General features: G+C 35.0%; 22 protein-coding genes and 1 riboswitch. Of the genes, 11 read left to right on the forward strand and 11 right to left on the reverse strand.

What is annotated here, in order from left to right:
- Positions 1-661 precede the first annotated feature (661 nt).
- The 3 genes from HY987_RS04630 to HY987_RS04635 form a co-directional block, all read right to left on the reverse strand.
- Positions 662-2,167: an HNH endonuclease family protein gene (locus HY987_RS04630; RefSeq protein WP_367146877.1), complete on the reverse strand. Its 1,506-nt coding sequence runs from the start codon at positions 2,165-2,167 to the stop codon at positions 662-664.
- Positions 2,059-2,535 (reverse strand): DUF262 domain-containing protein, encoded by a 477-nt coding sequence (locus tag HY987_RS12730; protein ID WP_367146878.1) that lies wholly within the window; start codon positions 2,533-2,535, stop codon positions 2,059-2,061. Before HY987_RS12730 ends, HY987_RS04630 begins: the two co-directional genes overlap by 109 nt.
- 209 nt (positions 2,536-2,744) lie before the next feature.
- The gene (locus HY987_RS04635) at positions 2,745-3,404 is read right to left on the reverse strand and encodes a hypothetical protein (RefSeq protein WP_292756102.1); all 660 of its coding nucleotides are present in this window, start codon (positions 3,402-3,404) and stop codon (positions 2,745-2,747) included.
- A gap of 490 nt (positions 3,405-3,894) precedes the next feature.
- Here HY987_RS04635 and HY987_RS04640 point away from each other — a divergent pair, with 490 nt between their 5' ends.
- Positions 3,895-4,899, forward strand: a complete 1,005-nt coding sequence (locus HY987_RS04640; RefSeq protein WP_292756104.1) for a cation diffusion facilitator family transporter — start codon at positions 3,895-3,897, stop codon at positions 4,897-4,899.
- Positions 4,900-4,945: 46 nt separating this feature from the next.
- Here the strand turns inward: HY987_RS04640 and HY987_RS04645 are convergent, their stop codons facing one another.
- Positions 4,946-5,212 carry a hypothetical protein gene (locus tag HY987_RS04645; RefSeq protein WP_292756106.1) on the reverse strand — a complete coding sequence of 89 codons (267 nt, stop codon included), beginning with the start codon at positions 5,210-5,212 and terminating at the stop codon, positions 4,946-4,948.
- A gap of 429 nt (positions 5,213-5,641) precedes the next feature.
- On the opposite strand from HY987_RS04645, the gene HY987_RS04650 reads away from it, so the two are divergent.
- The 3 genes from HY987_RS04650 (at position 5,642) to HY987_RS04660 (ending at position 8,399) form a co-directional block, all read left to right on the forward strand.
- The gene (locus tag HY987_RS04650; RefSeq protein ID WP_292756108.1) at positions 5,642-6,265 is read left to right on the forward strand and encodes a carboxymuconolactone decarboxylase family protein; all 624 of its coding nucleotides are present in this window, start codon (positions 5,642-5,644) and stop codon (positions 6,263-6,265) included.
- 496 nt (positions 6,266-6,761) lie between these two features.
- Positions 6,762-7,112 carry a VOC family protein gene (locus tag HY987_RS04655; RefSeq protein ID WP_292756110.1) on the forward strand — a complete coding sequence of 117 codons (351 nt, stop codon included), beginning with the start codon at positions 6,762-6,764 and terminating at the stop codon, positions 7,110-7,112.
- A gap of 165 nt (positions 7,113-7,277) precedes the next feature.
- Complete coding sequence (locus tag HY987_RS04660) at positions 7,278-8,399, forward strand: ATP-binding protein (RefSeq protein ID WP_292756112.1); 1,122 nt, start codon at positions 7,278-7,280, stop codon at positions 8,397-8,399.
- Here HY987_RS04660 and HY987_RS04665 read toward each other — a convergent pair.
- The gene (locus tag HY987_RS04665) at positions 8,396-8,566 is read right to left on the reverse strand and encodes a tetratricopeptide repeat protein (RefSeq protein ID WP_292756114.1); all 171 of its coding nucleotides are present in this window, start codon (positions 8,564-8,566) and stop codon (positions 8,396-8,398) included. The two genes, HY987_RS04660 and HY987_RS04665, sit on opposite strands and share 4 nt — an antisense overlap.
- 12 nt (positions 8,567-8,578) lie before the next feature.
- Between HY987_RS04665 and HY987_RS12735 the strand changes: the two genes are divergently transcribed.
- The gene (locus HY987_RS12735) at positions 8,579-8,710 is read left to right on the forward strand and encodes a VOC family protein (RefSeq protein WP_367146879.1); all 132 of its coding nucleotides are present in this window, start codon (positions 8,579-8,581) and stop codon (positions 8,708-8,710) included.
- Positions 8,711-8,909: 199 nt separating this feature from the next.
- The gene (locus HY987_RS04670; protein ID WP_292756116.1) at positions 8,910-9,341 is read left to right on the forward strand and encodes a hypothetical protein; all 432 of its coding nucleotides are present in this window, start codon (positions 8,910-8,912) and stop codon (positions 9,339-9,341) included.
- 130 nt (positions 9,342-9,471) lie between these two features.
- Here HY987_RS04670 and dapB read toward each other — a convergent pair whose 3' ends face one another.
- From dapB to HY987_RS04690, 4 genes are all read right to left on the reverse strand, one after another.
- Positions 9,472-10,290: a 4-hydroxy-tetrahydrodipicolinate reductase gene (dapB, locus tag HY987_RS04675; RefSeq protein ID WP_292756118.1), complete on the reverse strand. Its 819-nt coding sequence runs from the start codon at positions 10,288-10,290 to the stop codon at positions 9,472-9,474.
- Positions 10,291-10,465: 175 nt separating this feature from the next.
- Positions 10,466-11,911 carry an MDR family MFS transporter gene (locus tag HY987_RS04680; protein ID WP_292756120.1) on the reverse strand — a complete coding sequence of 482 codons (1,446 nt, stop codon included), beginning with the start codon at positions 11,909-11,911 and terminating at the stop codon, positions 10,466-10,468.
- Between the two features lie 168 nt (positions 11,912-12,079).
- Positions 12,080-12,766, reverse strand: coding sequence for a DUF169 domain-containing protein (locus HY987_RS04685; RefSeq protein WP_292756122.1), 687 nt, complete (start codon positions 12,764-12,766; stop codon positions 12,080-12,082).
- Positions 12,767-12,934: 168 nt separating this feature from the next.
- On the reverse strand, positions 12,935-13,579 hold the full coding sequence (locus HY987_RS04690; protein WP_292756124.1) for a TetR/AcrR family transcriptional regulator: 645 nt from the start codon (positions 13,577-13,579) through the stop codon (positions 12,935-12,937).
- Positions 13,580-13,908: 329 nt separating this feature from the next.
- Here HY987_RS04690 and HY987_RS04695 point away from each other — a divergent pair, with 329 nt between their 5' ends.
- Both HY987_RS04695 and HY987_RS04700 read left to right on the forward strand, forming a co-directional pair.
- Complete coding sequence (locus HY987_RS04695) at positions 13,909-14,067, forward strand: hypothetical protein (protein WP_292756126.1); 159 nt, start codon at positions 13,909-13,911, stop codon at positions 14,065-14,067.
- A 333-nt stretch (positions 14,068-14,400) separates the two neighbouring features.
- Positions 14,401-14,464, forward strand: a riboswitch (Fluoride riboswitch).
- A 158-nt stretch (positions 14,465-14,622) separates the two neighbouring features.
- Complete coding sequence (locus HY987_RS04700; RefSeq protein WP_292756128.1) at positions 14,623-15,822, forward strand: cation:proton antiporter; 1,200 nt, start codon at positions 14,623-14,625, stop codon at positions 15,820-15,822.
- A gap of 145 nt (positions 15,823-15,967) precedes the next feature.
- On the opposite strand, the gene HY987_RS04705 is transcribed toward HY987_RS04700, so the two are convergent.
- Together HY987_RS04705 and HY987_RS04710 are read right to left on the reverse strand one after the other, a co-directional pair.
- Positions 15,968-16,123 (reverse strand): hypothetical protein, encoded by a 156-nt coding sequence (locus HY987_RS04705; protein WP_292756130.1) that lies wholly within the window; start codon positions 16,121-16,123, stop codon positions 15,968-15,970.
- Between the two features lie 109 nt (positions 16,124-16,232).
- On the reverse strand, positions 16,233-17,765 hold the full coding sequence (locus HY987_RS04710; protein ID WP_292756132.1) for an MFS transporter: 1,533 nt from the start codon (positions 17,763-17,765) through the stop codon (positions 16,233-16,235).
- A 469-nt stretch (positions 17,766-18,234) separates the two neighbouring features.
- On the opposite strand from HY987_RS04710, the gene HY987_RS04715 reads away from it, so the two are divergent.
- The 3 genes from HY987_RS04715 to HY987_RS04725 all read left to right on the forward strand — a co-directional run bounded on the left by HY987_RS04715 (position 18,235) and on the right by HY987_RS04725 (position 23,263).
- Positions 18,235-20,850, forward strand: a complete 2,616-nt coding sequence (locus HY987_RS04715; protein WP_292756134.1) for a PAS domain S-box protein — start codon at positions 18,235-18,237, stop codon at positions 20,848-20,850.
- 196 nt (positions 20,851-21,046) lie between these two features.
- Entirely contained in the window at positions 21,047-22,723 is a 1,677-nt protein-coding gene (locus HY987_RS04720; protein ID WP_292756135.1) for a histidine kinase dimerization/phosphoacceptor domain -containing protein, read from the forward strand.
- A gap of 207 nt (positions 22,724-22,930) precedes the next feature.
- Positions 22,931-23,263: a hypothetical protein gene (locus HY987_RS04725; RefSeq protein WP_292756137.1), complete on the forward strand. Its 333-nt coding sequence runs from the start codon at positions 22,931-22,933 to the stop codon at positions 23,261-23,263.
- The last annotated feature ends 116 nt before the right edge of the window (positions 23,264-23,379 follow it).

Genomic DNA, 23,379 nt, shown 5'->3' on the forward strand with positions numbered 1-23,379 from the left:
ATATATTCTCGATAAATGATTTATTTCTTTTTTCAATAATAATTAATGGATTTTTCAAGATAACTCCCGCCTTATGCGCTTATTACATTTTCATGATTTAACCATTGTTAAAAAAAATAACTATCATTTTGCAATTATTCCGTCTTTGTGAGTAATTATCATTCAATTCACTTAAAAAGTTTATATACTCCAATTTAATTAAAAACTGGCATTTTTCATTATTTGGCAAATTGAATACATATGGAAATTTTACTTCCTTAAACTCTTGATATTTTCTCGGCCTGGTGACCTTTTTTTGGATTTTAGGATCTAAAACAAGCTACAAAAACAATATAAGGAAAATTGGGCATATAAATTTAAACTTTAATTGTGTAATGAGTTGTTTTTAAGTCAAAAAAACAATATATGATAACTTTTTATTTATATTATTTTAAGTATATGGTAGAAACTGTCTTAAAACTTTTAAAGATACAAAATAATTGTTAAATAAAATTTAATCTAAAATTATAAATATTAAAACGAATTATGCCTAAAAATAAGTGCGTATTGTATGTTAAAAGTGGGGTGAGGTTGATGTTGCAAATCGACTCCTTATCAAAATTAAAAGGAAATGTCATGATTCTTACAAATTCTTTTTTCCTTAATCATATTAATTTTATTCTCATAAAGACCATCGGTTAATTGCAAAATTGATTAATTCTTTTTCTCTCTGGTCAATTTCGTTTATAGTCCATTCATCATTATTCAGTAATTCACGTTCTATAAACCATTGAGATTTTTTGTAGTATTCCTTTTTTTCATCAAACCCTTTATTAGATGCTCCTAAATGAGTTGTTGATAAAGTTAAATTACCAAGTCTTCTGACATTTTTAGAATGTTCGACAGCATTAAATCGTTTTGTCCAATATTTAACCTCACCCCCACTTCCTATGATCGTTTGGGGTAGAATGTGTTCAATGCTCTCCTTTTTAATTTGGTTTTTAAGATGTTCCCATGTTAATTCAGGTTTTCCATCAACAATTTTCTTTTGACATTTGTAGAGTTCATACTCATAAAGGAAGTATTTTATACCTTTCCATTCGTAAAAATCATCATTGCTTGTTAATTTTAATTCAATTTCGTTTTCTGGGGCTTCTTGTTCTAAAATTGTGTTTATTTCAGATTTTATTTGGGAATAATTCTTTTTTCCTCTGTATATGTCACATGAAAGTTTGTATATTCTTGTTTGTAACTTTGAAGCCATGTATCCCCATATGTAATAAATCCTAAAGGCTAATATTTCACATAATTTCATTAGAGTTAAAAGTTCGTCTGGTTGTTTAATGAATGTTTCGTAGATACTGACTGCTAATACTAAAATATTTGATTGTACTTCTAATCTTCCAATTTGTGAAAAAGGAACTGACAGATCTTGCCTTGTTTTTTCATTTTCTATATTGGGGAATGCATGATAATAGTCAGGTTTTAATATGTCTCTCAATCTGGCTGACATGCTTTTTAAAGAATAAATATATTCTTGCATCTCATCGTAACACTTGCCATAAGCCTCATTTCTTTCATATGTTCTGAAATACTCTTTTAATTGTTTATGAATGTCTGCTAATTGACTGTTGATGCCTATTTTCTTCCCATCTTTCACAATGGTTTTCATATCTGAATAATAATTAATTATATAGTGCAAACGGAGAAACCTGTCTTCATCTGAATTTTTAGACATGCCTGCAATAGATAAGTTCTCTAAAATGATTTTCCAGCTTTCATTTATGTTTTTGACTAAACCTTCTGTATCTTGATCATTTGAAATTCGTCCAGCCAAATAAATTAAGTAATTCTTTACTTTTTCTAGTTCTGATAATGGTTTACCCCTATCATTCATTACTTCAAAGATAACTCCTACTTCTGCGTCATCTTCTACTTCATATAAGGTAAAAACAAGTGATTGGGAAATTTTATTTAATAAATTATTCAAAAATTTAAAATAATCTTCATCATTCAAAGGAGAGACCGATTCTTTTCTTTTAATATCTAAATAAGATTTAAATTGTTTTTTAGCAGCTTCTAAACGTTTATGGGATTCAATCTTTTTTTCCACACCATCTTTAGCTTCAATAACAGCTTCCCGAAAATAGGAATTATTGTCTTCATCAAGTTCCAGTTTATAAATAATAGGCCCATCAATACTTTTTCCTTAATATATGTTGTAAGAATACTGTCAGCAATTTCAGAAGCATTATCGTGATTAAGGTTTATCATTTCTTCTGCTATCACATTTAAAAGAATTATTAAAGACGTGAAACGTTGTTGACCGTCAACTACATCATAAATTTGGAATACTTTACCTAAACCTTCTTTTTTGCCTTTGTTTTTTATAACAATTGTGCCAGTATAATGGTTTTTATCTTTTATTAATTCAAGATCTTCTAATAGATCTGTTCGATGCCTATTTTCCCATGAATAACCCCGTTGGTAGTCCGGAACTTTAAAAACATTATGATTAAACAGTTCTTGCAGTGTTGGAAGATTTTTGATTTGTATTCCCCCATTCTATAATATTAACTCTAATATTAATTATCAATGATTAATTTATAAAAATTTAATTACTTCATGTATACTTGTATTAATTTTTATTGGAGGATAATTGGGTATTATGGTTAAATTGAATTGAAGTTTCATATTTTTGGTGTTTCTGTAACGATAATTGAAGATATTTAGTTTTATTAATGTTTGCAGACCACTATCTGATGTTATAATAAAGATAATTCAATAAATTTTCTTGATCCGTCTTTTTCATCCCCAATTAAGATTGCTTTAGGTTTTTCAGGATTCCCTTCTTTTATCTTTTCCAGACAATCTTCCCTATATTTATCTAATTGAGTAATGTTCTGTCTGTCCATAGCTTGATATCGATATACTATCCACAAAGTATCTTCATTAAGAAGTTTAATTTCTTTTAACAGAGAAGTTTGCATAGAATTTTTTCCAGGCCAATTACTTACCTTAACATTAGGTTTAGTTAAAATGAGGTCAATTTCAGCCAAGTCACCTTTTTTAGGGGAATTTATCCAATTAATATTTTTATGAGATATAGTTGAAGCGGGTTTTCTTAATTCAGATTCAGGAATTATTATTCTAAAAGCCAACATCACCCCCTTACAGATATTATCAATAGGGGCTTTCCATCTTTCTATATGGCGGTTTTGATTAGCTATCTTTTTATCAGCAATAAATTCTGAAGTTAAAGATATTTGCCAATTTCCTGATTGATGAAGACTTGCTTTAAATAACTCACCAGCTGCCCTATCTAATAAGTATATTTCATTATTTTTTGCCCATATTTTCCATTTACCTGACACTGAACCATCAGAGGCACGAACACCCACCCTAATAGAAGTTTTTTTTGACATGACACCAAATCCTATTTTATTTATTTGCTACCATCATTTTTCAAAAAGTGATTTCCGTTTTTTATTAAAGTCTGCAAAAAATGATCATTACATATAGCCCTCATGTTTTAAAAATGAACATTTATGATATTTTTTTTGATATTAACTTATTTGAATGTTGAGATATTCGTAATTATGTATAATTCGTTAAACTCCTATATTACGAAGTAATGATAAAAACACTTCATATCCAACCGAAGCCCCAATTTTAAATTAGATATACCTTGCTTTGATGGCTATTTAATTGTCATTTTATAGTTGTTTATTATTTTTGAGAATAGTTTGAACTTTAATAGCATAAAAAAATATATTCCAAAAAAATACTCTACATATCTACTGATTCTTCTGTCTGTTTAAGGTTAAAAACCAATTATAGTAATACTATTTGGCAAAAGGTTTAAATACTCGGTAATAAAATCAGTATATATTGATTTTACTTAAAGGAGAAGTTATGTCAAATCATGAATTAAACAATCAACAAGACCCTAAAGGACATGGACACACACATGGTGCTGTAGATCCATCGATCATTACAACTGAACGAGGTATTTGGGCTGTTAAGTGGTCATTTATCGGATTATTACCCACAGCACTAATCCAACTATTCATTGTACTATTTACCGGCAGTGTAGCACTATTTGCTGACAGCATACATAATTTTGGAGATGCTGCAACTGCCATACCATTATGGGTAGCATTCATTCTGGCACGAAGAGCATCCAACAAACGCTTTTCCTATGGCTACGGGAGAGTAGAAGATCTGGCAGGAGTTCTAATAGTTGTAATAATATTATTGAGTGCCATACTGGCAGGATATGAATCTATTAACCGGTTTTTCCATCCACAAATCATTGATTATTTGTGGGCAGTTATGCTGGCAGCCATAGTGGGTTTTGTTGGAAATGAAATTGTTGCACAGTTTAGAATTAAAATAGGCAAAGAAATAGGAAGTGCAGCTTTAATTGCAGATGGTAATCATGCACGAGTAGATGGTTTCACCAGTCTAGCAGTTCTATTCGGAGCCATTGGGGTATGGTTAGGCTTCCCATTAGCTGATCCGATAATTGGACTCATCATTACAATAGTAATTTTTAAGGTCGTATGGGATTCTGTTAAATCTGTCTTCACCAGACTACTTGATGGAGTCGATCCAGAAGTAATTGATGAAATAGAACATACCATAAGCCATATTGAAAGTGTGCAAGATATTGGAGAAGTTAGGGTGAGATGGTTAGGGCACAGGCTACATGCAGAAGTAAATATTGCAGTAGATCCAAAATTAACAGTTGAAGAAGGGCATGAAATAGCAAAAGAAGTCAGACATCAACTCCTACATCATTTACAATATCTATCCAATGCCACAATCCACATAGATCCAGTGACCGCTTCAGGGGAAAAATATCATAGCATTTCAAACCACGAACATGGAGATCTCCCCTCACACTCCCACAAATAAAAAGAAAAAAAATGAAAGGTTAATATCAACCTTTCTAAAGTTTTTTTTAGGATGCGTTGTTACAGTTCATTCCTTGGCAGTTTCCGCAGTTACCACTTCCAGCATTTCCGTTTTTCTGACCACACATGTATTTGTGTTCTCCATCACAGTTTCCGCAGTTACCACTTCCAGCATTTCCGTTATCCTGACCATACTGGTATTGTCCGTTCTCATCCGTTGTGTTATTTGATGTGTCGTTCAATGCGAATACAGGTACAATACTAATCATCATGACCATGGCACAGATAAGTGCTGCTTTTTTTGTTTTGTTCACTCTACTTCACCTCCATTTAATTGATGTGTGTAAACTACACTATGGTCATTAATTAATAAATGAATATTCCAAGTTAATGCCCAGATCAGACCCAAATTCCTCCCAACAGTTATGATTTACCACTAAATGCAATACGAACAGTTCGTATCTTAATAAAAGTATAGAGAATTAGGATCTAGAGAATCTGAGTTAAGTCTTGGAGTAGCTACTTTTAAGTATAAAGTGAATAATTTAAAAGGAATATAAAATTAGGAGAGTTAAGTCGTACATGAATTAATTTAACGACAATACAGCAAAAGTAACTATCCTTTGTCGTCCAATTACCGTCATTTTTTCACTATAAATCCTACTCATATTTCGTTAAACACTGAAGATAAATAGGAAATAATCATTAAATATATCCATCTGCTAATTTTAAGGAAATAGGTCATGACACTCGTGGAAAAAGACAACATTAAAAAAGTTGAACCTGAATTTGGTAAAAAACTTTACTCGGTTTCAGAATCTTACTGGATTTTTTATAAAGGAATCCGAACTATGAGGTACATGCTTCAGGCTAAAAAGAGCAAGGATATGAGCCAAAAATTTATTGAAAGGATCATGCTTGCGGTGACTGAAGTAAATGGATGTGCAATATGTTCCTACGCCCATACAAAAGGGGCTCTGGAAAGTGGAATGAGCACTGAAGAAATCCAGAAAATGCTTTCTGGAATCATGGACGATGTTCCTGCTGGTGAAATTCCAGCAGTTATGTTTGTACAACACTATGCCGATATGCGAGGAAACCCTACCCTGGAATCATGGCAACGTATTGTGGAAATCTATGGGATATCCACAGCAATAGGCATCCTGGGTGCTACTTGCATGATTATGATTGGAAATATTTATGGTATTCCCTGGAGTTCCTTTTTCAACAGATTAAGGGGTCGGCCTGATCCCAGAAGCAGCATATTTTATGAGCTGAATATGATGTTAGGAACCATTTTAACCCCAATTGCATTCATCCATGCTTTAATCTCTAATTTGTTTAGAAAACCAATCATTAACTTTTAAAATAACTTTAAACCGTTAAAATTAAATATAAAATGGGAGCAGTCTTTATTATCTGCCAGAACTATTTATAAAGTTTAGAAATGGGTAATTATCAATGATAGTATGGAGAAAATGGTTTTAGAAAATGAGTTATCTAAAAACGATGGATGATCCATTTTAGGTTCAAATTTAAAATTGATCCAAATAAGGTTCAATTAATTCAAGAAAGAAATGTGATTAAATGTTGTTAGAAATATTCATTATATTTTTGGATATGGATTAATGGTAATTTTAGGAATTGCGATTAAAAATATTCCTAAAACCTTTCAGTATATGTTAAGAACTCTAGAATTGATGGAGCAGGTAAATACATAGAATATTCGAAAAAATAATCGTTTTCACTTCGTTTTGACAAATCAATTGTATTTCCAAGTTTGATACAGGATTGTCTTGAATAAGAAATGAAAATAAAAAAATTAGTAACCTTGTTAACAGATATTAAAGTGGTGATTTGAAGATGAAAGTTAAATACACTACTATCATTGTTAAGGATATGGATGAGTCTATTAAGTTTTACACCGATGTTTTGGGGTTTGAAATAGATAGTCAGTACCATCTGGGGCCTGCCGGAGAAATCACCCTGCTGAAGGGTGAGGGGGAGGCTATGATAGAACTCATTAAAAACCCGGAAGATGAACCTGGACTATTTTCAATAGGAATGGATGTTGAGGATGTTCATGGTACAGTTACAGATCTTAAAGCTAAGGGTGCTAAAATCATAATGGAACCGGTTCCCATAACAGTAGGATTACTAGCATTCATAGAAGACCCCAGTGGGGCCAGAATAGCGCTAATCCAACACAATTAATCCTATTTTTTTTAAATACTACTTATCCTCCTGTTCTCGTCGCAAAAATAAGCTCTTTTTATTTATAATCACCTACTCAGACAATTTAACGCTTCTTCTCGGGCAAAATCTTTAAATCAGTAAATTTATCTATAATTGAGGATATTAAATATAATGGGTGTTTTTTTGGATAACTTAGAAGATATAATACTAGATTTAATTGATAGTAAACGTGAAGGTACATATTGGGATTTTAAAGAAGAACCTCACGAAGATAATGCATCATTATTGCATGATCTTATATGTTTAGCTAATTGTAACCATGAAGGGGATAGATATTTAATTTTGGGAGTTACTGATCCTGCTAAGGGCTGTGAAATAAAAGGATTAACCTCAGAACAAAAAAATAGGAAAAATCAAGTGAAATTAGTAGATTTTTTAAGTAATGTTCATTTTGCAGCGGAAAACCGTCCTGAAATTGAAGTTCAAACATTAAAAATTGATGAAAAAGAAATAGATGTTATCATAATTGAAAATAAGAGATTTAAACCATATTTTTTAACTAAAGATTATAATAAAAGCAAAAAAGAGAAAATTGTTAGAGCAAATTATATATACACTAGAATAGGCGATAAAAATACTAGTATTGATAAATCGGCAGATTATAATCATATAAAAATGATGTGGAAAGAACAATTTGGATTAAATTTAAAAATTGAAGATAGATTTAAAGAATTATTAGGAGATTATAAGAATTGGGAATGTGAATTTGACGAGCGGAGATCAGCATATCATAAAATACATCCAGAATTCACAATCGAAATTTCAAAACCTGAAGAGAGAGGTATGGAACCTTTTTGTGCTTTTTATTTAGATAATTCGGGGTTTTATGGAAAAGTTTTCTTTAAACATAATTCAACAGTAATATTTGAATGTGAATATGCTTATTGTGATGGGTGCCGAGTATTATTTCCATCACCTTCTTTTATGTACATATTTAAAGACAAAGACACTCATGGATTTTATTGTTACAATTTAGAAGAATTTGATGGATTATTTGCAAGTATATTATTAAAAAATAGTTTTAATTTTGATACTAGAACTTCAGGATTCCCGTTCATTATTTTTGAAGATCATAATGATTTAACTGTATTTTCGAATTATTTGAAAAATAATTTCAATATAATTGGAGATATGGAAACTGATGAACTTTTAAATTTAAACGATCCTAATGAGTACCGCCGAATGATTAATTTAGAAACTTTAGAAAAAATAAAAAGGTTTTATGAAGAAAACTGGATAATTTAATATTTATTCTTCAATTCTAAATTTTGATATGATAACATTTTATTATTTTGGGCAGTTTTGTTATTTGGATTTATTTCTAAAACTTTATCATAGCATTCAATAGATTCCTTGTATTTTCCTAACATATCCTGAGTACTGCCTTTATTATTCCATGCTTCAACACGCACATTGATGGCACCATTAAAGATCTTAAAGCAAAAGGTGCTAAAATCATAATGGAACCTATACCTATAACCGTGGGGACTCTGGCATTCATAGAAGATCCCAATGGGGCTAGAATAGCACTAATTCAACACAATCAATCCTTTTAAAACTGTCATATCCATTGTGGTTCTTATGCAAAAATAAGCTCTTTTTTATTTTGTAGCTGCCTACTCAGAGAATTTAAACCTTTTTTCTCAGGCCAAAATCTTTTGAGAAAACAGTAAATTTATTATTTCTAGCCATATAAAATATAAAAATGAAAATAATCAGAACATAAAAAAAATGAAATATTAGGGGGGTATATTTATGGAAAAAAACAACTCTCAATCAACAAAAGCTCGGCCTAAACGTCTTTCCACCAGTGCAGAGCGCATATTGGCAGTTTTGTTTGGTTTTGGATTCATTTTAGGCTTTCTGTTGACTCCGTTGGGAGTCGAGACTCGTATGAATGAAATAAGGACCCTGGCTTTCGCTGGGTTTTTCATAACAGTGGGTTTGCTGATTCCACTTGCCGGGCTGGTTGCGCTGTGGCTACGAAGACCGAGGCTCGCCGGTGTCTTGGCGGTAATTGATGCGACGCTCCTTTTTCTCACCGCACCCGCTGACCAGGCACTGTTCTTCTTCACGGTCTCCCCTCCACCTGCTGTTACCATCGGTGAGTATGTTCTGATCTTTGTGGGCATCGGGTACATGCTTTACGGACCACGGGCCTATGCCGAGAAATTAACGGATAAGTAGGTTTCATTTGTATAATAAATAGGCTCATTTGTAAATAAATAGGTCTCATCTGCAAAATAAGTAGGTATCATTTGCAAAATAAGTAGGTCCTTTTGCAAAAATAAGGCACTATTTTATTATTTTTTTTATTTTATTTTATACCAAGAACATCAGCCATGGTACTGATTTTTCCCTCAGGAGCTTCAAAATCAATATATCGTATTGCTTTAATCGCTCCAGTTACAAATGCCTGCCTGCTTCCTGCTCTGTGGATAATTTCCAATCTTTCACCCTCACCAGCAAAAAGTACGGTATGATCTCCAACAATATCCCCACCACGAACTGCATGTACTCCTATTTCCCCAGGACTTCGTGCACTCACCATTCCATGTCTACCACAGACACAGAATTCATCTTTTACTCTCCCTAGTTCATCAGCAATAATTTCATAAGCTTTACAGGCTGTGCCAGAAGGTGCATCCACTTTATGTTTGTGATGAGCTTCTATTATTTCAATATCATAATCTGGGAGAATCTTTGCAAGGTCTTTGATGATTTTAAAAAACACATTAACACCTACTGCCATGTTTGGAGAGATAACTGCTTTTATATTATTCTCTTCAATGGATTCAGTTATCATCGGTTCATCTGAAAGTCCTGTTGTGCCTACAACTACATTAACACCACATTCTGCCGCAGTTCTTATTGTACTCACCGTGGCACTTGCTATGGTAAAATCAACAAGAACATCAGGTTTCTTTTCATTTAAGACATCTGCAAGCCCTTGTGCACCATTTACAGGGATACCGATCTTTCCTACGCCCATTACTTCACCCGCATCTTTTCCTTCAAGTGGAGTATTTGGTGCCCCTATAACTGCCACAACTTCCATATCTTCCTGTTTGAGTATGGTTTTAATTATTTTGGAACTTATTCTCCCACCTGCGCCGGTTACAGCCACTTTAATCACTTTATCAATCTTCCTTTTTAGTTAGTCTCCCTGTTAACAATTTAATTTACTCAGTTTTTCTGTTTAAAATTTAATTTTATTCAGTCTTTTTAACTTTATTCGGTCTTTTTAATTTATTCGGTCTTTTTAACTTTATTCGGTCTCCCTGTTAAAAATTTAAATTTATCCTGAGTTATTAGGATGCATCTTCATCTGATTCATTTTCATCACCCAAAGGTATTTCTTCAAGGAAGAATGCAACAACGAGTCCTACAAAGGCCAATACTATGGCCACTAAAAAAATATTCTGGATAGAAAGTGCTAAAGCCTGAGTATAACTTACAGTAGCGGTAGCAGAACTAGCCAGTGTGAAATTCATTATGTATCCAAATATTGAAACGAACACAATGGTACCCACATTTCTGAAAAACCGTATAGAAGCGGTTACAATACCTATTTCTCGTAGTGGAAATGCATTCTGCACTGCCACATTGAATATTGTATAGGCCATTCCTGAACCAATACCCAGAACAGTAGAATAGACTAGCAAAAGGTAATACGGTGTATTAATATTCATTGAAGATAAAAGCACAACTCCTATTCCGGTTATGATAAATTCAGCAATCACCAGCTTTTTGTATCTCCCTGTCCTTGAAATTATTTCTCCGGTGATTACTGAGGCCAATGTAAGACTGAAAAGCATAGGGATCATGAGGAGACCTGAATTTGTTGCACTAATACCTAAAACGCCCTGTGCAAATAAGGGGACGTAAATTATCCCGCAGAACATCAATGCTGCGGCTATAAAGCTTTCTAATGAGGATACATTGTATATTGGATTTTTAAATAGATGTAATGGTAAAATGGGTTCTGTTGCTCTTTTTTCAGCCGAGATGAACAGTATAAACATGATTCCTAAAAATACAAGAAGTCCAGCTATCTCAGCTGATGAATATGTATTTAAATCTCCAGCCAGTGTTAGTGCCAGAAACAGTGAACTTAAAGTTAGTGTAAAGGTTATGATCCCGGAGTAGTCAATGATTTTTTTAACATCTGGTAATTTGAAGTTGGGAAGAGAATAACAGATTATGCATACAGCGGCGATCCCCACTGGAATATTTATAAAAAACACCCATCTCCAGCCGAAAGTATCAGTGACCACTCCACCAATAATCGGCCCTAAAACATCTGCCAGTCCAAATACTGATCCCAGTATTCCCATGTATTTGGCTCTTTCCCTTGGAGAGAAAATTTCTCCAACCACCATAAATGGGAGGGATACTAAAATTCCACCCCCAATTCCCTGAAGCCCTCTAAACAAGATCAGTTGATACATACTGGTGGAAAACCCGCACATAACTGAAGTTATAACAAATGTGATGATCCCAAGGATTAAAACATGTTTTCTACCGTAAATATCTGATAGTTTACCAAAAAGGATTATGGCAATGGTTGAAGTTAACATATAGGCTGTAAAGGGCCATGTATAATATTCCATTCCCTGTAAACTGTTAATAACTTTAGGCATAGCTGTTCCCATGATTGAATAATCAAAGGCAGCTACCAGAAGCCCAACCATTAACCCGGCCATAATCAGGATTATTCTATTCTTAGGAAGTTTATAATGGTTTTCATAGTCCATAGTTATCACTGGGGTCTATTTTTTTACATTTATCATTCTTAAGGGATTCAGCGATTTATGAGGGGGTCAAATTCTTTTTTTTACTAAATGGACTTTTAAAAAAGATAAAATAAAATACAATACCCTGAAATTTTTATTAGTCCTAAAATTGTTCTTCCTTAAATAACATTATTCTTCCTTAAATAGCATTTTAGTTCTCATTTGACTCAAATTAGAAACAATACGGGATAAATCACTTCCAGGAATACTGACCATGATTTCTCCAGAATTTATATCCATATTTTGTCTTGCTCCAACGTCACCAAATCCATAAGTGACTTTTCCAGTCATATAGGGAGCTGCAGCCATTGAACTGCATATGGGGGCTGCGTCAGCGCCCAGCCCATGTGATCCTGAATCATATGCATTGGCATGGAGTACTTCCATTCCCTGTTTCACGTTACAGACTATAAATACAACATCTGGTTCAAATTCTGCCTTATTAAGCGGGGCGAAGATAATTGCACTGAAAATTCCAGGTTCTATGTATGTTTCATTTTTCCTTGAACGCTGCACTGCCGGAATATCCTTGTATAGGCCCCTTGGAACCATAAATGCACCACTTTGTACATTTGCCGGGTATTCACTCATACTTTTAAGTCCAGAGTATCTGGCACCACCCATACATTCCTCCTCTTCTAAAGTTGCATAGAACATTTCGCCTTTCATGGCTTTTTCAAGTTTACTGCAGAATCTTGATTTACCCTCTTCCTTTTCAACGTTTTCTGGTTCGTTTACAGACCATTTTATGGCTACTGGTTCGTTTTCCAATTTTAAAAGTTGGTTTAAATTATTTCCTAATCTATTAAAATCCATATTCATCTCTCCTTTTACTATAATGGCTCTTATTTGGCTCTTTTTTTACTATAATAATTCTCATTTAGCTTTTTTTTACTATAAAAACTCAATTCAATCATGTTTGTCCGCATTTAAATCTCAGTTAGCTAATCAGTTAATTCCCTTTGAGATATTCACCAGTTTCTTTTATTTCATTAACATGTGGAGAAAAAAGTCCCCTATATCATTGGTAAATTTTTGTTCACCAATCCCCTTGCTTTCCAGTATCTCTTTACTCCAGTCCCCCATATTCACATTACCATTGAAGATTACTGATAGGAGAATAGCAGCTTCAGTAGGATCCACATCGGGTCTGATTTCACCCTCATCTATTCCTTTTTGTATCAAATCTATTCCTATGAACATTATTTCTTTGAATAAGTCCCTTTCTTCTTGGAACTGGTCACTACTCGTCATTTTATCCATATCAAATTGTTTTTTAATTGATGAAGGGGAATACAATAGCCTGAAATCATCGGGGTATTTATTAGAAAACTCCCTATTTGCATTTCCATATAATTTTAACTTTTCTAAACTAGTATTTCCCTTTTTAACCTCTTTTTTAACCATTTCTGCCCAAATTCGAGTACTGCGTAAGGTTACAGCAAAGTATAATGATTCTTTATTTTTAAAATAAAGATAAAGCGTACCTTTGCCAAAACCAACTTCATTTGCTATTTTATCCATTGAAACTTCATCAAGGTTTTTTTTAGCGAATAGTTTCCTAGCAGCATCGATAATATCATTTCGACGTTGTTCTTTTTCTCTTTCCTTCCATTTTGCCAGTGCCATATGTTTCACCATAACAATTGTGACTAATGGATCAATGACCTGCTATTTTATTTTATGACTCACCAGTCAGTTATATGACTAATCAGTACTAGCACTATATAAATATTTTGGTTTTAAATAAATTTTTAGTACTGTTAAAAAGAGCACATGGACAAACTGGAAACCCCCGCAGGAACAAATGTTCAGGTGAAGTTAATGTTAAATTTTAAATTATTTTATGGAATTTTAATATAATTCATGCCCTTTTATATAATTAATGCCCGAAAATAACTTATATTTAAAAAAAGAGATTATAATAATAGATTAATTATGTAGAGGAGGTGAAAAAAATGGTTGAAAAACAACAAGCAACTGGTGGGTCACTGGTGGGTTTTGCTATTATTTTCCTGATTCTTTTCCTGCTATTCCCTGTTTTTACGGTGTGGTTACTATGGATTGCAATAGTCATAATGTTTATTGCCGGCCTTTTTGCACTAATAGCAGGATAAATTCAAGTTATGATAACTTGAATACATTTTTTTTTTAATTGGATTAAACTTTTTAATTGAATTTCAACTTATATAATTGAATTTCAACCCTAAAAAACCCTTTCTTGTTTTGCTTTGATTTATTATAACCGGGTCTACTAACTTAAATTACAATATTTAAAAAAACATTATTTTCTTTGGAAAAATTTTAGATTTGCTTATTTTCCTTTTGGTTTGCTTATTTTCCTAAGTTCTTACATTTTTTACCAACGAAAATTATTAAAAAGGTAAGATATATTGAAATTCAAAAGGATGGTGAAATTCAAAAGTATTATATAATAAAAAATTATAACACTTACCTTCGGTGATGGGGTTCACCATAAACTGCTTACAACAAGCTAATGACTCCTGTTTAAAAAAAATCTAAGGAAGAAGCGAAATGTTAGAATATGAAAAAACCCCACTAAACAATACTATTTTCAAATACCACTATCTGAACAAATTTAAATCAAATTTAGTTGACTACTTGTTGGGAATAACTCCTAAACAACTATTTAAAGATTAGGATTGATCTAAATGGAATTTCAGTACGTGGCCTTTAGCGTAGCCATTATAATCTTACTTGGTCTATTATTCAGCAAACTCTTTAAACAAATTAAACTCCCCGGATTACTGGGAATGCTTATTTTGGGCATAATTATTGGTCCGTATGGATTGAATCTCATTGATAAAGCCATACTAAATATATCTGGGGATTTAAGGGCAATAGCACTTATCATAATTCTATTGAGGGCAGGATTTGGAATCCACATGGATAGCCTGCGGAAGGTTGGAATGTCCGCTGTTAAAATGAGTTTTATCCCGGATGTGGTTGAGGGACTCACTGTAATGTTCGTAGCCCACTATCTTTTAGGTTTACCTTTTGTTGAAGCAGGAATGCTGGGTTTTATCATTGCAGCGGTATCCCCTGCAGTTATCGTCCCCCAAATGCTTTCATTCATCAAGAGAAGGATGGGAACTAGTAAAGGAATCCCACTTATCATATTAACCGGTGCTTCAGTTGATGATGTGGTTTCCATCACCATCTTTTCCATATTCCTGGGAATATACGGAGGCCAGCAGGTAAACTATCTAATGACAGTTCTGAGTATTCCCTTACAATTTGCTCTTGGAATTCTATTTGGACTGATCATTGCGGTTATCTTAATATATGTCTTCAAACGCTTTAACATACGTAACACCGAGAAGACACTGATAATCCTCGCTTCAGCCATCATATTAAAGAATTTAGGTGATGCATTAAGCAGTTTGGTTCCAATTGCAGCTCTGGTAGGTGTTATGGTGATTGGTTTTGTTATACTGGGGAAAATGCCAGAACTGGGAATGCAGATTTCGGGTAAATTTGATAAAATATGGATATTTGCAGAAATACTGCTCTTTGTACTGGTGGGAGCACAAGTGAACATCTACCTGGCAGCTTCATTTGCAGTGGTGGGTCTGACCATAATCATAATAGGTTTAATGGCACGCAGTGCAGGGGTATACTTGTCACTATTGGGTTCAAATCTAAATTTACAGGAAAAAATCTTCTGCATAATTGCTTACATGCCCAAAGCAACGGTACAGGCAGCCATAGGTGCTATTCCACTTTCAATGGGTGTTGCATCCGGGCAAGAGATTCTGGCCATAGCTGTAATTGCCATATTATTCACTGCACCCCTAGGTGCCCTGGGAGTTAGTTGGTATGGTGAAAAGGCGCTTAAAGTTGATAAATAGGGATTTCTGCAGGTAGGGATTTCTGCAGGTAAAAATGTTTTTCTATTAAAAATTGGTCTAAATAATAATTTTTTAGAAAACCTAAATGAAAATATTAAAAAAAGTAAACCTACACGAAAGAAGAAAAAAAGGGGGTAGTGCAGGACTATCCTCTTTTTTGGTAGGTGTAGAAACCATATCCCACGAATATTATTACTGCTAGCCAGTAGGTGTACAGTAGAAACGTGGGCAAAGCAAAGTAGAGAATTGCCAGTATTACACCCAGTACCATCATTATAATTCCGTTTATTTGATTGTTCAATTTCCCAACCTCCATCAATTCTTTATTTCAAATGCAATTTCAGTTCATATTATATAATTTATTAATCATTTCTTTTATTATTATCTGTTTCCGGGTCATCCTCCAGTTATTAATCTGCCTTTTTGGTTGATGGAAGGAATATGCTGGTAATGAATCCTAAAAGCAGGATCAAGGATAATACCGTGAATGTTTGCTTCATTGCAGAGCTTATGGATGAATTTATAATCTGGGTAGAGTAAGGCACCAGTTCTGGTGGTATGGGAGGAGTACCAGTCTGCATCTTTTCCACATAACTCATAAGACCATCCTGAATTTGTTGAGTGGACATGTTACCAGCCACCCCCGATGTTTCTATTCCAGAGGTCAATCCACCAAATATGCCCAGCAGGAGCAAAACCCCTATCAAAGCTGTTCCCAGGGAGTAACCCAGATTTTTAAAGCAATTAAGCAAACCAGAAGCATCAGTTTCCTGATCATCACCTGCTGCTGACATGGTGAGATTGGTTAACTGGGAGAGGAGTAAACCAATACCCACACCAAAAACAACCGTACCCGGCACCAGGTCTATTATCTGGGTGTTCAGGTTGAATACCCCGCCAAGTATATAGGTCCCTGCTGCGGCAACCACAAATCCAATCATAACGATATACTTGGACTCTAGAACCGATGATAATTTGGCACCAATGAGTGAAAAGATTAGAATGGTTACCGAAGCAGGTAAGAGGGCCAAACCAGTGTCAAAGGCGTTTAGTTTGGTTACCTGCTGCAGGAATACTGGGATGATGAAAAGAAACCCTGCCAGGGGTATCTGCTGTATAACCGAGTTCAGGTTTCCCAATCCAAACACACGATTTTTCAGCAGGGTTATATCTGATAATGGTTCCAAATCCCTATTGATCCTTCTTCTCTCCCATAATAGAAAGATTACAAAGAGAATTGAACCTGAAACCACCAGTACCGATACATATTCCCAGTTCTGTGGTTTGCTGAGAAGTAGAATACCCAGAACAATTAGTATCAAAGAAACTATGGAAAGTAACGCCCCCACTATGTCTAAATCTTTCCATTTGAGGGTTGGTTTTGATTCGGTTAAGTAGTGCCGGAATAGTAATATAATCACAACAAATATCAGCTCTGATCCAAACACCAGTCTCCAGCTGAGGTAGGTGGTGAAAACCCCACCCACAATGGGTCCCACTGCAGCACCCACTGCTGCAATACCTCCCCATATCCCAAAGGCAGTGACCTTATCCTTACCTTCATAACTGGCCCCCACTAGGGTGGTGGTGGCCGGTAAAATCATCGCCGCACCAATACCCTCCAGAACAGCCCATCCTAAAAGAAGCATCCCTGCATTGATACTTAAGGTGGCAATGATTGTCCCTGAAGCATATACCATCAGCCCCACCATGAATGTTTTCTTTCTACCCAGAATATCCTGGATTTTACTCCCCAACAACATAAAAGAAGCAATTATCAGGGCATATAATGCTATAATGGCTTGGATAACAGATAAACTTGTGTTTAACTCTACAACCAGCGTACTTATGGCCACGTTCATTGCTGATGAATCTAAAACAATGATAAAGATTGCCATGCAGGCAATTAAAACTACTCCCCATTTATACGGACTACTGCTCATTAATGAACCCCCGAGATATCAATAGTGAAATCAAGCACCTATACGTTGTATTATTTATGTTTCCCATTATTAATATATTTTAAAGTGTGTTTTAAATAGCCTTACCGATTTAAAGTACCCCAAATCAAGAAACACATGGACTGGGCTGATAAGAGATGGGCCGGGGCTGATAAGAGCTTTACAGGGAAACTAAAAAAAAGGGGCAGTGTATATCAATACATTTTAATTTTTCAATTTATTTCTAAAGGAAATGGGTTAGGGGCATAGTTATAAATTTTTTAAAAAACAGAGTTATAATATACTATGGGATAGCCCTGGATTGGGGGCTACATAAGAAATTTCATATTATTTGTAGGATACAATTTCAATTATTTGCAGGATACAATATCAATTATTTTCTAGGATACTAAAAAAAATCTGTAAATATCAAAAAAACTTACAATTCAAGTAGAATATGGGGGTGAGATGTATGGAGCAAAAAGATATTAGGGTTGCTGATTTAACTTTTGCAATAATAGATGCATCTCCCATTCCTCAATTTATCATAAATCACAATCACAAGGTTATTTTTTGGAATAAAGCCCTTGAAAAATACACCGGAAGCATGGCCAGTGAAATACTGGGAACAAATAAACACCGTACAATATTGTACCATAAAGAAAGACCGTTAATGGCTGATTTACTCGTGGACCGTGATCTAGAGGGGATCCGGGAATGGTACAAGGACAAGTGCAGAAAATCCCCCTACGTAGAAAATGCCTTTGAAGCCGAGGATTTCTTCCCGGACGTTGGTGAAAATGGCACATGGCTCTATTTCACCGCTGCAGAAATCAGAGATGGTAAAGGAGATATTATTGGTGTTTTAGAGACATTAGAAGATATTACTGAACGTAAAAATGCGGAATTAAAACTGAGACATTCTGAAGATGAGTGGGAACTCACCTTTAATGCCTTGCCTGATCCCATAGCCATTATTGATGGGAACCATAACATAAAAAAGGTTAATAAAGCCATGGCCCAGGGCCTACATACTGACTCAAGTAATCTGGTTGGTGTGAAATGTTATTCAGTGGTTCATGGCACCAGCGAGCCACCCTCTTTCTGTCCCCATTCCTTGCTCATACAGGATCAACAACCTCACAGCAGTGAATTCTTCATTGATAAACTCCACGGAGATTACAGTGTCTCAGTTTCACCCATAATCGATGATGATGGCCAGTTGAGAGGTAGCATCCATTTAGCTCATGATGTGACACAACGCCGACAAATGGAGGTTGCCTTAACGGAAAATGAAGAGAAGTTCCGGGAAGTGTTCAACAATGCCAATGACATGATCAGTTTGAACCTTATGAAAGAAGATGGCCTTCCAGGTAACTTTCTGGAGGTAAACCAGGTAGGTCAAAAAAGACTGGGTTACACCAGGGAAGAGTTTTTGAGTATGTCTCCAGCAGATATTGTGGCCCCTGATTTCCGGGATAAAATGCCTGAAAATGCAAAAGCCCTCAGAAAAAATGGTCATGCTAATTTTGAGATGATTCACGTTACCAAGGAGGGAAAACGAATACAGGTAGAAGTGAGCAATCACCTCTTCCAACTTCAGGGCCAGGAAGTTGCCATTGCTGTTTCCCGTGACATCACCGAACGTAAGAAAGTTGAAAAAGCTTTGGTGGAAAGTGAGAAAAAGTACAGAACCTTATTTGAAAACATGCTGGAAGGATTTGCCTACTGTAAAATGCTCTTTGATGATGAAGGCCATCCCCAGGACTGGATATACATCGATGTTAACAGTGCTTTTTACAAACTCACCGGTCTGGAAAACATCGAAGGAAAAAAAATTACAGAAGCCATTCCGGGAATCATAGAAGCGCAACCAGAATTATTTGAGATATACGGCCGTGTTGCCATGACTGGAGTGTCTGAATCAATAGAAACCTATTTCAAACCCCTCCAAATCTGGTTGAACATATCCGTATTCAGCCCAGCCCGGGAATACTTTGTGGCGGTTTTCGAAAATATAACCCAACGCAAGCAAGCAGAAATAGCTTTAACCGAAAGTGAAGAGAAGTACCGTCTCATTTCAGAGAATTCCGGTGATGTTATATGGGTAATGGACATAAACTCTCAGAAATTTACATATGTAAGTCCATCAGTTTATAAATTAAGGGGATACACAGCAGAAGAAGTGTTAAACCAATCCCTGGAAGATGTGTTAACCTCGGAATCATACCAGTACATAATGGAAAAGTTACCATTGAAAATTCAGGCCTTCCTTTCTGGAGATGAATCTGTCAAAATGCAGACATTCCGGGTTGACCAGGTATGTAAAGATGGTAGCATAGTTCCCACAGAAGCTGTAACCAATATAATGACCGGCAATGCGGGAAATATAACTGGTGTGCTTGCGGTTAGTAGAGATATCACCAAAAGGGTGGAAATGGAAGAGGAAATACAGCAGTCCCTCCATGAAAAGGAAATGCTCCTTAAAGAAATTCATCACCGGGTTAAGAACAATCTGATGATCATATCCAGTCTACTGAATTTACAGTCACGGTACATTAAGGATAAAGAGGCTTTAGGTATTTTTAAGGAGAGTCAAAGCCGGGCAAACTCCATGGCATTAATACACGAAAGACTGTACCGATCCACGGATCTAAAACGGATCAACTTCGGTGACTATATTCGAACACTATCCAAAGACCTTTTCCACACCTATGCTGATGGTTCTGGCCGGATCAACCTGGATATTGATGTTGAAGATGTGATGATGGATATCAACACATCCATTCCCCTGGGATTGATCCTGAATGAACTGGTGTCCAATGCCCTTAAACATGGATTCCCTGATGGAATGTCTGGTGATATAACCGTTGATTTCAAATTAATCGGTGACCAGTACCAATTAAAAATCGGTGACACGGGAATAGCTTTTCCTGAAGATATAGACTACCGTAACACTGAATCACTTGGATTACAATTGGTTAACAATTTAACTCGTCAAATTGATGGTCAAATAGAACTGGACACCTCCAATGGAACTGAATTCTGCATTAAATTCAAAGAAACTAAATACGGAAAATCAAAGTAAAATAGATTCAACTAGGATATAGAATGGGGAATTAAGATGTTGGAATTGGGACTACAAAGGTGTGGGGATTAAAAAAGTTTTCAGCAAATTCTAAGTTACTGAAATTTAAATACTGAAAATTTAAATCCCCATGGTGACTTGAATAAAAAATTAACCCTCAATTCTGCACTTAAAACAAATCTGGGGGAGGCATTAAATGAATATTCACAATAAATCCAGAGAACACCTTGTCAATGAGCTGGAAGAGTCACTCAAGAGAATTTCATCACTGGAAGAAGAAAATTTCAAACTCAGAAATGACAAAAAAAGACTTTTCCCATCCTTTGAGACATTTATATCGGATACTGCCCTTGATTTCTTGGAATTACCCCTTGAATTTGATATTTACCAGTTCATAGGTGAAAAAATAGAAAAACTGATTGGTGAAGGTTTTGTAATTATATCTACCTACAATCCGTATCTGAATACTTTTAAAGTAAAAAATGTAGCTGGAAATCCACTAAAGATCAAAATCCTTCAGGATAACTTCCCAGATAAAGACTTAAATAATTTCACCATTCAATGTTCCTCACTCACTAAAAAGGGGAAAGGAGCCATTTTAAAAAACCAACCCTACCGAGTTAATGGGGGTATTTTTGAGATCTTAGGGGGAAATGTTCCTGAAAATCAATGTCAAGAACTTGAAAAGCTCCTGAACATTGGGGAGATATACGTTACTGGATTTAAGTGGGATGAACGGATATATGGCAGTGCCAGCATATTCCTGGATGTTAATGATGTGTTAGATTCCAGTGCACTTCAAACCATGGTGAACCTATCCTCAGTGGCACTTAAAAATAGAGGTGCTGAGGAGGCATTGCATGATAGTGAAGAGAAATTCCGCAACCTATTCAACAATGCTAATGATGCTATTTTCCTGCATAAACTCACTGAAGATGGAATTTCCGGAAATTTTGTTGAGGTTAACAGTATTGCCAGTCAGATACTGGGGTACACCCATGAAGAACTCCTGGAAATGTCACCCAAGGATATTGAGGATCTTGAATCATTCACTGGATCCAACCACATGAGAGACCTGGATGAAAATGATAAAATCACCTTTGAAACAGTTCTAATATCCAAGGATGGTGTTAAAATACCAGTTGAGATCAGCACCCATATTTTCACCTTAAAAGAGGATAAACTGTCTTTATCCATTGCCAGGGATATAACTGAACGTAACAAGATGAAAGAAAAGATACAACTTTCTCTTGAAGAAAAAGAGATGCTTTTAAGGGAAATTCACCACAGGGTTAAGAACAATCTGATGATCATATCCAGTCTTTTGAACCTTCAATCCCGTTATATTAAGGATGAAGAAGTTCTGAATGTTTTCAAAGACAGTCAGAATCGTGCCAGGTCCATGGCACTTATCCATGACAGATTATACCAGTCCAGCCATCTTAAAAATATCGATATTGGGGAGTACATCCAAACACTGGCCAGCGACCTTTTCCGGACTTATGCCACTGATCCAGATCGTGTGAAGCTTAAGTTCAATGTTGAGGAAGTAATGATAGACATCAACACCATGATTCCTTTAGGGCTCATTGTGAATGAACTTCTATCAAACTGCCTGAAACACGCATTTCCCAATGATCGAAGTGGTCAGATAGATATAGGCTTCCATCACAACCATCCCAAATACAGGCTAACAGTCACTGATAATGGTGTGGGGTTCCCGGAAAATATTGACTATAAAAACACAAAATCACTGGGTTTACGTTTGGTTAACATTTTAACTGATCAGATTGATGGAAACATTGAACTCAAAAGGGATAAAGGCACAGAATTCACCATTGAGTTTGAAGAAAAGAAATACACATACAAGTAAGAATTACAGTTCATACAAGTAGAATCTAATTTTACTTCGAGGAAAAACTATTAATACTTCACCCTATTATTTCTTTATATATATCCTGAAGTTTCTTTATATATTCCTGAAGTGTATAAATCCACTTCCAGTTATATTTAAAGGCAGAAAAACCAATAAGAAGTATAATACATATGAGTTAAATTAAATATGAGATTAGGTGAATTCATGAGTAACGATGAACAAAGAATACTGAAGGAGCTTAATTCCCGGATGAAAGAATTTAGAGCAGCTTTGCAGGATGAACAGAAGAAACAGGACCTTCAGGATAATATTCCAGGTTCCCAAATCCTCATCCGTTTTGAAATATTCCTCCCATCACAAAATCCAGAGGAATTCGTGGACGGACTATACCTGTACATGAATGATGAGGGTCAAATTGCCAATGCAGAATATTACTTCCGAGACATGGCTGATGTGGAAGTAATAAACATATCTGAAGAAGATCTCCCTGTAATAAAAGATCTTTTCGGTGATGCATTTACTCTGGAAGTGGAGTAAACAGATTTCCAAAAATGTAAAACAGAGTCTTAAATCGGAAATAGATTTCCAAAAAAACAAATAGGGTTAATATCTTTCTAATAAGAAAAATTGTAAACAAAAATACTCTTTTTCAC

Origin of the sequence: Methanobacterium sp., assembly GCF_016217785.1 — an archaeon.
Lineage (GTDB): Archaea > Methanobacteriota > Methanobacteria > Methanobacteriales > Methanobacteriaceae > Methanobacterium.